The 13,319-nt window shown below is 71.1% G+C and carries 17 protein-coding genes and 1 pseudogene; 7 read left to right on the top strand and 11 right to left on the bottom strand.

Features of this window, described 5'->3' with window-relative positions; all coding sequences use genetic code 11:
• Nucleotides 1-9 precede the first annotated feature (9 nt).
• The 4 genes and pseudogenes from CHF16_RS09035 to CHF16_RS42155 all read right to left on the bottom strand — a co-directional run.
• Nucleotides 10-192 carry a DUF397 domain-containing protein gene (locus CHF16_RS09035; protein WP_089325477.1) on the bottom strand — a complete coding sequence of 61 codons (183 nt, stop codon included), beginning with the start codon at nucleotides 190-192 and terminating at the stop codon, nucleotides 10-12.
• 358 nt (nucleotides 193-550) lie between these two features.
• A complete protein-coding gene (locus CHF16_RS09030) occupies nucleotides 551-799 on the bottom strand; it encodes a DUF397 domain-containing protein (protein ID WP_089325476.1) in 249 nt (82 codons plus the stop codon).
• Nucleotides 800-845: 46 nt separating this feature from the next.
• A complete protein-coding gene (locus CHF16_RS39360) occupies nucleotides 846-1,028 on the bottom strand; it encodes a DUF397 domain-containing protein (RefSeq protein WP_143227925.1) in 183 nt (60 codons plus the stop codon).
• A 68-nt stretch (nucleotides 1,029-1,096) separates the two neighbouring features.
• Nucleotides 1,097-1,513 (bottom strand): annotated as a pseudogene (locus tag CHF16_RS42155) (helix-turn-helix domain-containing protein); the annotation flags it as partial.
• Nucleotides 1,514-1,652: 139 nt separating this feature from the next.
• Between CHF16_RS42155 and CHF16_RS09020 the strand changes: the two are divergent.
• A complete protein-coding gene (locus tag CHF16_RS09020) occupies nucleotides 1,653-2,033 on the top strand; it encodes an ATP-binding protein (protein ID WP_089325474.1) in 381 nt (126 codons plus the stop codon).
• The gene (locus CHF16_RS40150; protein ID WP_179271447.1) at nucleotides 2,030-2,905 is read left to right on the top strand and encodes a hypothetical protein; all 876 of its coding nucleotides are present in this window, start codon (nucleotides 2,030-2,032) and stop codon (nucleotides 2,903-2,905) included. The genes CHF16_RS09020 and CHF16_RS40150 overlap by 4 nt, the downstream gene beginning before the upstream one ends.
• A gap of 127 nt (nucleotides 2,906-3,032) precedes the next feature.
• Here the strand turns inward: CHF16_RS40150 and CHF16_RS09010 are convergent, their stop codons facing one another.
• Genes CHF16_RS09010 through CHF16_RS09000 form a run of 3 tightly spaced genes read right to left on the bottom strand, consistent with a single transcriptional unit; the run spans nucleotide 3,033 to nucleotide 6,156 of the window.
• Complete coding sequence (locus CHF16_RS09010; protein WP_143227924.1) at nucleotides 3,033-4,781, bottom strand: serine/threonine-protein kinase; 1,749 nt, start codon at nucleotides 4,779-4,781, stop codon at nucleotides 3,033-3,035.
• Entirely contained in the window at nucleotides 4,778-5,539 is a 762-nt protein-coding gene (locus tag CHF16_RS39350) for a hypothetical protein (RefSeq protein WP_143227923.1), read from the bottom strand. Before CHF16_RS39350 ends, CHF16_RS09010 begins: the two co-directional genes overlap by 4 nt.
• Before the next feature lie 23 nt (nucleotides 5,540-5,562).
• Nucleotides 5,563-6,156 carry a hypothetical protein gene (locus CHF16_RS09000; protein WP_089325471.1) on the bottom strand — a complete coding sequence of 198 codons (594 nt, stop codon included), beginning with the start codon at nucleotides 6,154-6,156 and terminating at the stop codon, nucleotides 5,563-5,565.
• A gap of 155 nt (nucleotides 6,157-6,311) precedes the next feature.
• On the opposite strand from CHF16_RS09000, the gene CHF16_RS08995 reads away from it, so the two are divergent.
• Nucleotides 6,312-7,265 carry a zinc-binding dehydrogenase gene (locus CHF16_RS08995; RefSeq protein WP_089325470.1) on the top strand — a complete coding sequence of 318 codons (954 nt, stop codon included), beginning with the start codon at nucleotides 6,312-6,314 and terminating at the stop codon, nucleotides 7,263-7,265.
• Here the strand turns inward: CHF16_RS08995 and CHF16_RS08990 are convergent.
• From CHF16_RS08990 to CHF16_RS08980, 3 genes are all read right to left on the bottom strand, one after another.
• Nucleotides 7,262-8,437: an alpha/beta hydrolase family protein gene (locus tag CHF16_RS08990; protein ID WP_089325469.1), complete on the bottom strand. Its 1,176-nt coding sequence runs from the start codon at nucleotides 8,435-8,437 to the stop codon at nucleotides 7,262-7,264. The two genes, CHF16_RS08995 and CHF16_RS08990, sit on opposite strands and share 4 nt — an antisense overlap.
• A 132-nt stretch (nucleotides 8,438-8,569) precedes the next feature.
• Nucleotides 8,570-9,223, bottom strand: a complete 654-nt coding sequence (locus tag CHF16_RS08985; RefSeq protein ID WP_089325468.1) for a cysteine--tRNA ligase — start codon at nucleotides 9,221-9,223, stop codon at nucleotides 8,570-8,572.
• Nucleotides 9,224-9,255: 32 nt separating this feature from the next.
• Complete coding sequence (locus CHF16_RS08980) at nucleotides 9,256-10,050, bottom strand: class I SAM-dependent methyltransferase (RefSeq protein WP_245868301.1); 795 nt, start codon at nucleotides 10,048-10,050, stop codon at nucleotides 9,256-9,258.
• Between the two features lie 58 nt (nucleotides 10,051-10,108).
• Here CHF16_RS08980 and CHF16_RS08975 point away from each other — a divergent pair, with 58 nt between their 5' ends.
• The 3 genes from CHF16_RS08975 (at nucleotide 10,109) to CHF16_RS08965 (ending at nucleotide 12,452) form a co-directional block, all read left to right on the top strand.
• Nucleotides 10,109-10,444 (top strand): hypothetical protein, encoded by a 336-nt coding sequence (locus tag CHF16_RS08975; protein WP_089325466.1) that lies wholly within the window; start codon nucleotides 10,109-10,111, stop codon nucleotides 10,442-10,444.
• Nucleotides 10,445-10,555: 111 nt separating this feature from the next.
• Nucleotides 10,556-11,428 (top strand): crotonase/enoyl-CoA hydratase family protein, encoded by an 873-nt coding sequence (locus CHF16_RS08970; protein ID WP_089325465.1) that lies wholly within the window; start codon nucleotides 10,556-10,558, stop codon nucleotides 11,426-11,428.
• 142 nt (nucleotides 11,429-11,570) lie between these two features.
• A complete protein-coding gene (locus CHF16_RS08965; protein WP_245868300.1) occupies nucleotides 11,571-12,452 on the top strand; it encodes a polysaccharide deacetylase family protein in 882 nt (293 codons plus the stop codon).
• Nucleotides 12,453-12,497: 45 nt separating this feature from the next.
• Here CHF16_RS08965 and CHF16_RS08960 read toward each other — a convergent pair whose 3' ends face one another.
• On the bottom strand, nucleotides 12,498-12,767 hold the full coding sequence (locus CHF16_RS08960; RefSeq protein WP_089325464.1) for a putative acetyltransferase: 270 nt from the start codon (nucleotides 12,765-12,767) through the stop codon (nucleotides 12,498-12,500).
• A gap of 112 nt (nucleotides 12,768-12,879) precedes the next feature.
• On the opposite strand from CHF16_RS08960, the gene fdxA reads away from it, so the two are divergent.
• Nucleotides 12,880-13,206, top strand: a complete 327-nt coding sequence (gene fdxA / locus CHF16_RS08955; RefSeq protein WP_067632891.1) for a ferredoxin — start codon at nucleotides 12,880-12,882, stop codon at nucleotides 13,204-13,206.
• The last annotated feature ends 113 nt before the right edge of the window (nucleotides 13,207-13,319 follow it).

Below are 13,319 nucleotides of genomic sequence, written 5' to 3'. Positions count from 1 at the left end.
CACCTGAACCTACGACCGCTGCCTCAACTCGGCCAGCAGCGTCCGAAACGCGCCGACGTCGAGAAGAAGCAGAGGCCCGCCGAGGTCTTTGGAGTCCCGCACACCCACACCGCCGGGGAGTGCCGCAACCTCGACACAGGCACCTCCTTTGTCGTCACTGCCGCGAGCCTTACGCCATGTGATCTCGTCCATGTGGCAGTCCTCCAGGGGAGTTGGCCCTGACTTCAGCGTGGCTGCGGGATGACATGTCTGCCATGGGGGCCGGGCTGTGCACCTGGCGAAAGAGGGCTACGGCTGTTGCTTGAGCGCGGTCAGGAGCGCCCTAAACACGCCCGTGGTGAGGAGGACAGCCCCGATGAGGGCGGCCGACTCCGCGCACGCGCCGCCATGATCATTGCTCCGCAGAGTCTTACGCCACGTCACTTGCTTCAAGTCGACATTCCTCCTGCGGGAGGTGGTCCAATCTCCAGCGTGGATAAATGGCACCGGTTTGTCCACCCCGGAGACGGGTCATGGCCGAGCACTCTGCGCGACGCGGCTGGTCAGGGGATCACTGCTGTTTGAGTTCGGCCAGGAGTGCATTGAACTCGGTCGGACGGAGGAGGAGTCTGGGGCCGTCAGGGTCTTTGGAGTCGCGCACGCCAATAGCCCCGGTGAGGGCGGCCAACTCCACGCAGGAGCCGCCTTGGTCGTTGCTCCTGTGCGCCTTTCGCCAGGTCACGCAGTCCACGTCGGCAGTCCTTCCACGTAGTTGGCCCCGGTTCACAGCGTGGGCCTGAGATTCCGGCTTTCCGGGCATGCGGTCAACCCCAGTCGAGTGGTCAGATCTACGCGCCTACCGGGGGCTACGGCTGCTGCTTGAGTTCGGCCAGGAGCGAGCGGAACGCCGCCAGGCGGAGGAGTAGTCTGGGGCCGTCAGGGGCCTTGGAGTCCCGCACGCCCACCGCCTTCGGGAGCGCTGCCAGTTCGACGCAGGCCCCGCCGTGATCGTTGCTGCGCTGCGCCTTGCGCCAGGTCGCATCGTCCACCGGTCTTTCGCCTTTCGTATGAAGTCGCAGGAGTCGCTGACGCTCAGTGCACGCGCCTGCAACTCGCGGAAGAGGATCTGCTGTCGTTTCAGCCGCCCGTCAAGCGTGCTCTGAGAGGGGAGGAGTACCTGGGCGTACTCCTTTGTCTGCAGGAGACCGGTCACGAACGTGGCCTCGTAAGCACGGAGGAGTTCGGCTGACGCTTCGGCCTCCGAGAACTCGGCGAAGAACTTCGGGTAGGTCGCGGAGCGGAGGTGCTTGGTCCAGGCTGCGGTGAGTTGATCATCCGTGCCGAGCGCCTGGTCCATGCGCTGGGCGAAGTCCTTGCGGCAGCGCGTGTGGCCGCTCTCCACCTGTGAGATGTAGGAGGGGGTCACCGCTACTCGCTTGGCGAGTTCTGTTCGGGTGATGTTCGCCTCTTCCCGCAGGTGACGGACAACTGCGCCGAAAGCCTTGAGGGCGGGGGAGGGCTTGCGTCTGGCCATGGCGGGGGGCCTCCAGTACTTCTGAAGTGTTCTTCAGTGGTTGTGAGTCCTTGGTGTGCGTCTCCGAGCTTGCATGGTAACGCTACGCCTCGCAGTGGATTCTGTGCACAGAGTCACGGAAATCCGGAGGTGATCGTTTATGCAGGGGCGTGCGGAGATCGTCGTCCCGGTTCGGGCGGAGTCGGTCAAAACGGCTCGGGACTGGGCGGGGGACGTCCTGGAGAAGTGGGGGCAGGACGCCTATGTGGCGCAGGTCGTGGTCTCGGAACTCCTCACCAACGTCCTGCGGCACACCGGGAGCGCCTCGGCGACCGTGCGGCTGCTCCAGACGGACCGGGGCGCCGTCGTGGAGGTGTGCGACTCATCCGACGTCCTGCCGGCCGCGGGCTCGCCCGAGCTGCTGAGCGAGGACGGGCGCGGGCTCGCGATGCTCGGCGCGCTCGTGAAGGAGTGGGGCGCGCAGCCGCTCGGAGGCGGCGGGAAGGCAGTCTGGGCGCTCCTGCCCGACGGATCTGCGTGAGTGAGGGCGGCGCGCTGGCACGGCTTCGGACGCGCTTTCCCGGCTGGACCGTATCGGTGGAGTGCGGCATGTGGCGGGCCTCGGGAAGGCGGCTCATCTCCGCGTCGTCGCCGGAGCTGCTGGAGGCGGCGATGCGCGGCGATCGGCCGTTCTCCGATGCGCTCGCGGCGCGCAGGGTGAGGGTGGTGCGCACCCGCGGGGCTGGCTCCCTCGCGTGGGGGAGCGGCTCCGGTCGTGCGGGGGAGTTGCGGCGCGCGCGTCGCGGCGAGGGTGGGGCTATCCGATTTCCCCAAGGAGACGATGTGCATTCCGCGCCCGTGATTCCGCGCGCGGTCCGCTGGATCGCCTACGCCATCCCGCTGTGCGTCCTGCCGTCCGCGCTCTTCCGGCTCACGCTGACACCCGCCGACGCGACGCTCGGCGAGAAGATCTATATCCCGGCGCTCAGCGTCGTGTCCTTCGCCTTCGCCCTGCTCGCGCTCGGGCTTGTGCGCCCCTGGGGCGAGACGGTCCCCCGATGGGTGCCGTTCGTGCGCGGGCGGACGATTCCGGTGCGCATGATGGTCATCCCGTGGGCCGTGGCCGCGGTGGTGCTCACCCTGCTGGCCGCGTACGGCGTGCTGAACTCGGTGTTCGGCTTCGTCGAGTCGGGACCCGTGCTCATCGGCAAGGAGCGTCCTGAGCAGGCCGAGAACTTCGAGGACATCGGTCCGCTCGGCATTGCGTCCTACGCCCCGTTGCTGGCGTGGGGGCCGCTCGTCGGGGCGGCGACTCTCGCCTACCATCGCCGCCGCACGTCCGCGCGGCCCGCAGAGGCATTGGCCACAGCAGGAGACACTTCGGCTGGGACGTTGAAAGGGGCCCGCCCGTAAAAGCGGGGCCCTTCCTGAAAAGGATCAGCGTCCGGCGAGGGCCGCGACCCGGCGACGATCTCCCAGAAGCCCGGGCATCCGTTCTCCTGCCAGCGCGATCTTTGTGAGGTGGCGACGGCCGGTGGGCTCAGTCGTCCAGTACCTCGATCAGTGGCGCCGAACCCTTGTTGACCGTGCCCATGGCCTCCTGAGACACCCCCTCGCGTTCGCCTGTGATCCGCATCGGTGAGATCGGTGTCACGAGGTAGGTGCCGGGGGCCAGGGTTCTGGGGCCGGGAATCCGGAGCGTGTACGTCTGGGTCCACTTGGAGTGGTAGGCGCAGTCGTCCTTGACGTAGGACTCTGTTTTCCCGGTGAGCGTGTGACCGGTCGGGATGTAGACGGCGCCGGTTCCGGTGGGCAATTGCTTCGGCTTCGCCGGAGGTACGCGGTAGAAGGCGAGGTCAGGTGAGGACTCGTTCGGTGAGTCGCTTTCGAGCCAGCCGAACTTGTAATTACCGGCTACATCGTCGCGGTTCGGGTGTTCGCCGTAACACTGGCGACGTCCATCGGGCAGGTATCTCCCGCCCACTGGGGATCGGGCCCGGAACTGCTGGACGAGCCGCAGCGACGAGCCGCGCTTCACCCTCGCCGGGGTGACCGTCATGGTCACGTCCATGGTGGGCGTCTCGGACGCGGGCATGTTCGGCTGCCCCACGAGAATCCCCGGCCGGGTCCAGTGGGCGTGGATTCCGCCGTGGCTCTCACCGCCCACGCCCGGACCAGAGGGCCAGAGCACCCAGGCGGCGATCACCGCGCCCACACCGCCGACACCGATGCCCGCGATGCCCTTCGCGCCGCCGACCTTGCTCAGGACGCCCTTCGACACGGAGGTGCCCGTCTTCGCCATCACGTCCACCGACGTGGCGCCTTGCGCGAGACCCGCGGACACATGTCCCGCGGCAGTGGAAGCGGCTGCGCCGGTCGCGGTGGCGCCGGGGGCCAGGAGAGCACCGCCGAGCATCGCCAGCGGGACGGCCGTCGCCACCGTCGCGGCGATCGCTCCCAGCGTCAGGATTCCCCGGCGTTCCCAGTCGGGCCCGTAGGTCCGGGCTGCGACGGCTTCCAGCTCGCTCACGAATTCGTAGGCGTTCCAGACTCGCTCACCGGGGCTTCTCGCCAAACCTCGCCGCACGAGTGGGTGCAGAGGCTCGGGCACACTCTCGAACGAAGTGAAGCCCTCGTCGTGTGCGGCCTTCAGTTCGGTGAGGGTGGTGCCGCTGAAGGGTTTCCTGCCGGTGACGCATTCAACGAAGACGCATGTCGCCGCGTACATGTCGGTCGCGGGAGTCGCGGGGTCGCCTGCCCATTGTTCGGGAGCCATATAGGCGGGCGTTCCCGACCGGCCGCCCTGCCCGGTGAGGGCGGCGATCCCGAAGTCGATGAGTTTGCTCTGCCCGTCGTCCTGGACGAGCACGTTCCCCGGCTTGTAGTCGCGGTGGACGACCCCGGCCCCGTGTGCGGCCCCCAGGCCGAGCAGCGAGCCCTTCAACGTCGCCAATGCGGCTTCGGGCGCCAGCGGCCCTTCGTGCTCGTCCAGGAGCTTGCGGAGCGGACGGCCCGGTACCGCCTCCAGGACGAGCGCCGCGCCCCAAGGGGATTCCAGGTAGTCGAGTAACCGCGCCACATGCGGGTTGTCCACCCGCTTGAGCATCTGCGCCTCGTCGCGGAAGACGCTTCTGGCGGCCGTGTCGCCGAGCAGGTCGGCGGCAAGGTACTTGATCGCGACCGGTGGCCCGCCGGACTCGTGCCGGGCGAGGACGACCTCGCCCTGGGCTCCCGTTCCCAGCTGCGCGATCTCGACGAACCCCGGCAGTCGACTCTGGTGCTGTGTCACTGGCCCGTGTTCGTCTGGATCTCGCTGACCACCAGTGGCGTGGCGGGTGAGGTCATGGTCTCGTTGCCCAGGTTGCCGCCTTGCGGATCGCACGCGGGCCCCGTACAGGTCCAGGTGAGGGACCAGGTGATGGTTGCGGTGATCTTGTATGCGCCACCGGGCTCCGCGGCGGACGACCGCCGGAAGGTGTGGCTGCAGGTCTTCCCGTCCTTGCGGCCGGGGCCGTTGCAGGTCTTCTGCGTCTCACCGAGGTTCCAGGTGACGGAAACCGGTGTCGCGGTGGCCTGGATCATCTGCCCGCCGCCGCCGATCGGCTGGGTCTTCACCACGTCGAAGCCCTCCACCCACAGGGCGGTCCGGACGCGGACATAGGTCTTGTCGGACGGCGCGGTGTGGATCGTGGGCGTCGGCAGCTCGGCCGCGCTCTGCGCCGCCCTCACCCAGTCGAGGGTGGTGGGCGCCGCCGGGGGTGGTGGGCCGTCCCCTCCGACCTGAAGGAATCCCGGTGCCTCGCCGTCCGTCAGACCTTCGGGATCAGGCGGCTCCACGGGACCGGAGGCTCCGCCCCCGGAAGGGGAGCCCCGCCCGCCAGAGCCGCCGGACCCGGTCCCTCGGTCGACCCAGTTGCAGCCGAACGGATTCCCCTTCTTGCAGTCGTCGGCCTGGGCGGCGGTGGCGGTCAGCAGGGGTGTCGCGAGGGCGGCCATGAGGATGGCGGCGGAGAGCGCGGCGCGGTGGGCGCGGGGTGTGGGAGGCATCGCGTGTCCTTGCCTGCCGGCGGTCAGCATGTCTTGTCCCGGACGAAGGCGGCGGCCTTCCAGACGCCGGAGTCGTACTGGAGGGTCGTCCGGAAGACCCGGGCGTCGCCAGGCCCCCCGTCGATGCGCTTGCCGGTCCTCGCCGAGTACCGGTAGCTGAGAAGGGTGCGGATGCAGTCGATGACGTAGACCTTCGTGCCGTCCTTGGACCTGGCGTAGACGCGCGGATTGAACGTGCTGGTGAAGCGCCAGATCTCGCCCTTGGCCTTGACCGTCTCCACGTCCTTCGTGACCTCGGTGAGGAGGGGGTCCATGGCGACGTCGGCCAGGCCGGACGGGTCGTTGGTGTCGTACGCCTTCTTGTACGCGTCCTGGTAGGCGCGGTAGCGCTTGAGGACGGTCTTGAACAGCTCCTCGGTCGGGACGGCCGAGGGGGCGCCGCCGGCCTTGGACGGGGCGGCCGCGCCGTTGTCCAGGGAGCCGCTCGGGGCGAGCCGGCCGTTGGCGGACGAGCCGGACGATCCGCACCCCGCGACCGCGAGGAGGGACGCGGCGGCGAGCAGGGAGGCGGCGCGACTTGACCGGAGCGGGGAGGAACGTACCAACCGGGCGCGCATCGTCTTCCTTGAGCGGCAGCCGACAACGGGGCGGAATACGCGGAAAGCTTACAGAGGAGCGTGGGACGGGAAAAGGGATTCGTTGCGAACGGTTTGACCTCCACCTTGGTTGAGGTAGCAGGCTGGCGGTGGCCGTCACTGACAGGAGGGTTCCGATGCGTGCGGTGTGGTTGAAGGAGTTCGGCGGGCCGGAGGTGCTCGTCGCCGGGGAGGCGCCGGATCCGGTCGCGGGTGCGGGGCAGGTGCTCGTCGATGTGGAGTTCGTCAACATCACGTTCGTGGAGACGCAGTTGCGGTCGGGGACGGGGCCGGCGCCGGTGAAGCTGGAGCCGCCGGTGATCCCCGGCAACGGGGTCGGCGGCGTGGTCGCGGCGGTCGGCGAAGGTGTGGACGCGGGGCTCGTCGGGCGCCGGGTCGTGAGCGGCACCGGCGGCAGCGGCGCCTACGCGGAGAGGGTCGCCGTCGATGCCGCGGGGCTGTTCGAGGTGCCGGACGGGCTCGCGCTCGACGACGCCGTGGCGCTGCTCGCCGACGGCCGGACGGCCGCGATGATGGTCGACGCGGCCGATCCGCGGCCGGGGGAGCGGGTGCTGGTGGAGGCCGCGGCCGGGGGTGTCGGGACGCTGCTCGTCCAGCTCGCGAAGGCGCGGGGCGCGGCCGTCGTCGCGGCGGCCGGGGGTGTGGGCAAGACCGAGGTCGCGGTGGGGCTCGGCGCCGATGAGGCGGTCGACTACCGCGAGCCGGGCTGGGCCGGGAAGGTCGGCGCGGTGGACGTCGTGTTCGACGGTGTCGGCGGTGATGTGGCGCGGGAGGCGTTCACGCTCCTGCGGAGCGGCGGGCGCATGGTCAGTTTCGGGCTGGCGTCCGGTGAGTGGGCGGGCATACCGGAGGAGGACGCGGCGGGACGGGGCGTAACGCTCGTCCAGCCTCAGGTGACGCCCGAGCGGCTCAGGGAGTTCACCCTGAGCGCGCTTGAGAAGGCGGCCGAGGGGCGGCTGCGTCCCGTCATCGGCCGCCGGTTCCCGCTTGAGGAGGCCGCCGACGCGCACAGGGCCATTGAGTCGCGGTCGACCGTGGGCAAGACGCTGCTGGAGGTCCGGCCGGGCTAAGCGACCCTCTTCAGGAAGGACTGGAGGTTGGCCTCATAGGCCGTCGGGTCGACGTTCCACGATTCGGTGTGGTCGCCCGGCGTGGGGATGTGCGTCACCATGCCGGGCGGCGCCGTGCGGGCGAAGGTGTGGGCCGGGCCGTTGTCGACGGTGGCGTCGTCCCTGGTGGTGTAGAGGAGCACGGGGGTGCGCAGCCGGGGCGCGAAGCGGCGCTGGTCGTAGTCGGCCAGGTCGATGCCGATGCGCCACTGCAGGACGCGCTTGGCCACGTCCGTCATGAAGCCGGGCAGGTTGCGGGCGGCGCCCTGCTTGTCCAGGGTGGCGCTCCAGTCGAGGACCGGGGAGTCGAGGACGACGCCCCGCACGAACGACGGGTCCTTGCGCAGGGCCGTCATGACCATCGCGCCGCCCATCGACCATCCGTACAGGACGACACAGGTCGCGCCGTGTGCGCGCGCATAGCCCATCGCGGAGATGACGTCGTGCCATTCGGTGTCGCCGAGATGGTTCTTGCGGTCACTGGACGGAGGCGCGCCCACGTCGTTGCGGTACGCGATGGCCATCAGCGGCATGCCCATCTCATGCACGGGCTTCATGACGCGAAAGGTCTCGGCCTTGTCCGCGTTCCGTCCGTGGACGGCGATGACCCACGTCCCCTTGGCGGACGCCCCGGGCACCAGCCACGCCGGCATCGGCCCCGCCTGGGACGGATACGTGATGTCCTCGAAGGGCAGGCCCAAGGCCGTCTTGGGGTCGCCGTCGTACATCCAGTGGTCGACGGCGGCGGGCGCGCCCTTCACCAGGGACCCCGACACGACCGACGAGACCTCCCGGACGACATGCCCGTCGTCGCCGCCGACGACCGGGCCGAGCACGGCGCGGCCGTCCTTCCAGACCAGCGACCACGTTCCGGGGCGCTCGGTCACCGGCTCGCGGGGGAGGGTGACGGTGCCGTCGGCCGCGTCCACGATGGTGAGCGGGTACTCGGCGGTGTGGTCGACCTCGATCGCGACGCCCGCGAAGTACCAGCCCACCCCGCCGAGCACCGCGAACAGCAGCACGGCGAGCGCGGCGAACGTCGCCATCAGCGGGCGGAGGACGCGGCGGCGCCGCGGGCGGGCCGGCGGTTCGGGCGGCGCCGGCGCCGGGGACTCTGGGGCTTCGGTCGACACGACATACGACGTTAGCTTCTCCCGGACGCCCCGAAAGCCCGGGTCACCCGGTGGTGCGGATCATCTGCCGGTCAGGTGCCATCAAGGGAACCTCCGGGCGAATCCCCGTATCGCCTCCGGGCGAATCCCGTATCAGGCGGAGCCGATGGCGGACACCAGGCCCAGCGCCAGCACCAGGTCCAGGTGGATGAACGTCTCCAACTTCGCGCCCGGCGGCACGTCCGGGTCGGCGGCGAGGCGGTCGAGGACGGCGAGCGCGCCCGGGGCGTCCAGGTCGTCGGCGAGCGCGGCCTCCGCCCGGTTCGCGTACTCCCGGTTCATGGGACGGCCCGGGGACGTCGCCCACTCGGCGACCTTGCCGCGCCACGCGTCGAGCCGTCCGGCCGCCGCGGAGAGGTGCGCGCCGGTGAGGTCGACCGGCTCCCGGTAAGGGACCTCAAGCATCGCCAGACGGGCGTCTACGGCGTCCGGGGGCCGCGTGCCCGTCTCGGTGGGCACCGTTAGGCACAGGGCGTCCACGGCGGTGTCCGCACAGACGTACACGTCCGCGTCCGGGAGTGGGTCGTCGAGCACCTCGAAGGGGGCGACCCCGTAGTCCGCGGAGGCGCCGTCATGAGGAGCGCTCACCAGGCGGACGCGGCGCCCGCCCCGCTGCGCCACCCGGCGCAGCAGGTCCGCGACCACCAGCGCGCGGTACCCCGCACCCGGCAGAACCTGCACGCGCAGGCCCGGCCCGGTCGGCAGCGGTTCCGTGCGTCCCGTCCGATGGTCGTACAAGCGCAGCATGACCCCACCCTAGGCGGGGCCATGCGCGGTGCTCAGAGCGGGCGGTCGGACGCCAGGGGGCCGAACGGCAGCGGCGCGGCGCCGTCCGTGCGGCGGACGGCCGCGAACCGCAGCCGCACGTAGTCGGCGACCCAGCCGGACTCGCGGCGCAGCGCGGGCGCGGCGAGGTCGTTGACGCGGTCGAGCAGCGGGTCGACCAGCTCCGGTGGGACGTCCGCGAGCGCGCGCGCGGCGTAGGCGCGGACCCAGTCGGCGGCGCCGTTCGGGCCCTCGGTCATCCGGGTCGGGCGCTCGGCGTGCTCCAGCAGCCGCAGCGTGAACCCGCCGTCCTCCAGCTTCGCCGCGTACTCGGCCGGCGAGGGGAAGTACCAGGGCAGCTCGGGCTCGCCGAGGCCGAACACCCGCCACGCCGTCTGCATCGCGACGATCAGCTCGGCGCAGTTCCCGGCGCCGCCCATCTCGCCGACGAACCGGCCGCCGGGGCGCAGCGCCGCGTGCACCCGCTTGATCACGGCGTCGGGGTCGCGGGTCATCCAGTGCAGCGCCGCGTTGGAGGCCACCGCGTCGAAGGACTCGCCGACGGTGAAGTCGTGGGCGTCACCGACGATGAAGGACAGCCCGGGATGCATGGCGGTCGCCTGCGCGACCATCTCCGGGCTCCCGTCGATGCCCAGCACCTCGGCGCCCCGCTCTGCGATCTCCGCGCTGAACGCCCCGGTGCCGCACCCGAGGTCGATGATCCGTTCGCCGGGCTGCGGATCGAGCAGATCGACCAGGGGCGCGCCGTGCGCGGAGACGTACCCGAAGGCGGAGTCATACGTCGTCACGGCCCAATTCACTGTCATAATTTATCGGAGAAAGTCCTGCGAGGAGGTGGCGTTGGGGATGGCGGACGTCACGTCCGAGGTCAGGATCACCGGTGCCGAGCGCCCGGACGGCCTGACCCTGCGCACCGTCGGCCTGGCGGCGCGGGGTCTGCCCGAGCTCCGCGCGGAGGGCCTGCCGCCCTATCTGGGGGACGGCTGGGCGCGCGTGCTCGGCCTCGCGGCGCAGCGGCTCGCGGCGACCGGCGAGCCGCCCGCCGAGCTCGCCCCCGGCGTCCCGATCCGGTTCGAGCCCGCGGGGGACGGGGCGCTGGCCGCCGTCCCGCCGCCGGGCCGCGACGCGGGCGAGTGGCGCCGGGACGTCCTGCTCCGGCTGTTCCCCGAGGCCCGGAGCTGAAGGTCCGCCCCGAAGCCGACCCGAAGGCCCGACCCGAAGGCCCGACCCGAAGGCTCAAGCTGAAGTCTCGTTCTAGAATCGAGTTCTGTCCAGCGTGAGAGGGGCTCGCAGGTGCCGTACCAGGAGATCGAGTACGAGGTCAGCGACGGGATCGCCACCGTCACGCTGAACCGCCCGCAGAAGATGAACGCCTACACGTTCACCATGCGCAACGAGATGCTCGACGTCTTCGACCGCATCGACGCCGACGACGACGTGCGCGCCGTCGTGGTGACCGGCGCGGGCCGCGCGTTCTGCGCGGGCGCCGACCTGAGCGGCGGCGGGGACACCTTCGACAAGGAGAAGTCGAAGGACATGTTCGCGGGCGAGGACGACGTCCTGGAGGACGGCACCCCGCGCGACGGCGGCGGCACGGTCGCGCTGCGCATCGCCCGCTGCCTCAAGCCCGTCATCGGCGCGTTCAACGGCGCCGCGGTCGGCGTCGGCGTCACGATGACCCTCCCGATGGACGTCCGGCTCGCCAGCGAGAAGGCGAAGTTCGGCTTCGTGTTCGCCCGGCGCGGCATCGTCACCGAGGCGGCGTCCAGCTGGTTCCTGCCGCGGCTCGTCGGCATCGCGCAGGCCATGGAGTGGGCCGCGACCGGCCGCGTGTTCGACGCCCAGGAGGCCCTCGCGGGACGCCTGGTCTCCCGGGTCCACGCGCCGGACGAGCTGCTCCCCGCCGCCTACGCCCTCGCCCGCGAGATCGCCGAGAACACCTCGGCCGTGTCGGTCGCGGCGATCCGCCGCCTGATGTGGTCGGGCCTGTCCGCGCCGTCCCCGTGGGACGCGCACGCCGCCGACTCCCGGCTGATGGCCGCCCTCGGCGGCGCCGCCGACGCGATCGAGGGCGTCTCGTCCTTCCTGGAGAAGCGCGACGCCGACTTCCCGATGCGCGTCAGCAAGGACCTCCCGCCTGAAGTGCCCGACTGGCCCGTCCGCTGACGCGCGCACGCCGCCCCCGAGGCGTCACCCGTTGTCACCCGCAGTGCAGCCGAAGTTCACGTTCTTGTGGCCTTGGCGGTGTGTGTCGGGCGAATGACGGAGGGTATTAGCCGCCCGAAAGCGACATGTTCGGGGGTGCGTGGTGCGGATCCGGAAATGCGCCGTCATCGGCGCCGGCCTGCTACTCCTCGCGGGATGCGGCCACGCCGACAAGCGCCAGGCGAGGACGGCCGGGCAGCACGCCACGCTGGGGAGCGGGACGCCGACGCCCCGCCCCCCGGCCCCGGCCCCGCCCCCGCCGCGCAAGATCGACTGCGACCGGGCGAAGTGCGTCGCGCTCACCTTCGACGACGGCCCCGGCCCCTACACGGCGGGCCTGCTCGACACGCTGAAGAAGCGCGGGGTGCGCGCCACGTTCTTCATGCTCGGCGAGAACGTCGGCGCGCACGCCGCCGTGGTGCGCCGCATGGCGCTCGAAGGGCACGAGCTGGCCAACCACAGCTGGTCGCACCCGCAGCTCACCGGGATGTCGTCCGCCCAGGTGCGGTCGCAGATCCAGCGGACGCAGCAGGCCATCGCGCGCGCGTCCGGCGGGGTGCGGCCGACGCTGATGCGCCCGCCGTACGGGGCGACGAACAAGCGAGTCGGACGCGACATCGGGATGCCGCTGATCCTGTGGAGCGTCGACACGCTCGACTGGCTCCACCACGACGTCGCCCGCGACACGCGGGTGGGGGTCAGGGCGCCCAAGCCCGGCGGCATCGTCCTGTTCCACGACATCCACAAGGCGAGCGTCCAGTCGATCCCGAAGGTCGTGGACGGCCTGCAGAAGCGCGGGTTCACGCTCGTCACCGTGTCCGAGCTGTTCCAGGGGCAGAAGCTCACCCCGGGGGCGACCTACACCGAGCGGCCCCGGCCCGCGCCGGTCACGGCGAGCCCGCCGCCGGCCGGTTCGCCCGCCGGGCCGGCGAGCCCGACACGCCCGGGAGGCGACGCGGGCCCGGCGCCGTCGAGCACCGGCTGACCGGGCGGGCGCCGGCGGCGGGAGGCACCGCCGCGGCGGGCGGCGTCAGCCGTCCTCCGGCTCCGGTCGGCGGGGGCGGCGGCGCGGCGGCGGCTGCGGCGGGACGACCTTCGCCGCGACCATGATCTCCTCGGGGACCTCGACCAGCTCGCCGTCGCGGCGGCGCACCGCGAGGACCTTGTTGGACCACGATTCGAGTACGCCGACGACGTCGCTGTACTCTCCCGTAGGCAGACGGCGGCGCAGCGAGATCCGCTGGCCCACGTCCGCGCCACTGATGGACACCACCAGCCGCGCGGCGAAGCGGGCGGACATGTGAGGACCCCCATGTCGAATCGACTGAGCCGTCGTGGCCATACTATTCACAGCGAGCTTGCGGTGAGCCGTGACGTGCGGCGGGGCCGGAAATCCGAGAGGAGTCACTGACGTGACCTACGTCATTGCGCAGCCCTGCGTGGACCTGCTCGACAAGGCATGCATCGAGGAGTGCCCGGTCGACTGCATCTACGAAGGGAAGCGTCAGCTCTACATCCACCCGGACGAGTGCGTCGACTGCGGTGCGTGCGAGCCGGTTTGCCCGGTTGAGGCCATCTACTACGAGGACGACGTCCCCGACCAGTGGAAGGACTTCTACAAGGTGAACGTGGAGTTCTTCGACGACCTCGGGTCGCCGGGCGGCGCCTCCAAGGTCGGCAAGATCGACAAGGACCACCCGATCGTCGCCGCGCTGCCGCCGCAGAGCCACGACGACTGAGCCCGGGGGACCGAAGGGCGCGCCCGGCGCGGGCGCGGTCCGAGGGTCTCCCCGTGCCGTTTTCCTCCGGGCCGCGGCCTTCCCGGGTGCGGGAGGGGCCGCGGCCCGTCGGC

Source organism: Actinomadura meyerae, assembly GCF_900188445.1.
In the GTDB taxonomy this organism is placed as follows: domain Bacteria; phylum Actinomycetota; class Actinomycetes; order Streptosporangiales; family Streptosporangiaceae; genus Spirillospora; species Spirillospora meyerae.
This window is presented reverse-complemented; position numbering and strand designations above follow the sequence as displayed.

Bases quoted from the DNA above. Each gene is read 5' to 3' on its own strand.
- CHF16_RS09035 (WP_089325477.1), bottom strand. From the start codon at position 192: ATGGACGAGATCACATGGCGTAAGGCTCGCGGCAGTGACGACAAAGGA.
- CHF16_RS09030 (WP_089325476.1), bottom strand. From the start codon at position 799: ATGCCCGGAAAGCCGGAATCTCAGGCCCACGCTGTGAACCGGGGCCAA.
- CHF16_RS09020 (WP_089325474.1), top strand. From the start codon at position 1,653: ATGCAGGGGCGTGCGGAGATCGTCGTCCCGGTTCGGGCGGAGTCGGTC.
- CHF16_RS39350 (WP_143227923.1), bottom strand. From the start codon at position 5,539: ATGCCTCCCACACCCCGCGCCCACCGCGCCGCGCTCTCCGCCGCCATC.
- CHF16_RS09000 (WP_089325471.1), bottom strand. From the start codon at position 6,156: ATGCGCGCCCGGTTGGTACGTTCCTCCCCGCTCCGGTCAAGTCGCGCC.
- CHF16_RS08995 (WP_089325470.1), top strand. From the start codon at position 6,312: ATGCGTGCGGTGTGGTTGAAGGAGTTCGGCGGGCCGGAGGTGCTCGTC.
- CHF16_RS08985 (WP_089325468.1), bottom strand. From the start codon at position 9,223: ATGCTGCGCTTGTACGACCATCGGACGGGACGCACGGAACCGCTGCCG.
- CHF16_RS08975 (WP_089325466.1), top strand. From the start codon at position 10,109: ATGGCGGACGTCACGTCCGAGGTCAGGATCACCGGTGCCGAGCGCCCG.
- CHF16_RS08960 (WP_089325464.1), bottom strand. From the start codon at position 12,767: ATGTCCGCCCGCTTCGCCGCGCGGCTGGTGGTGTCCATCAGTGGCGCG.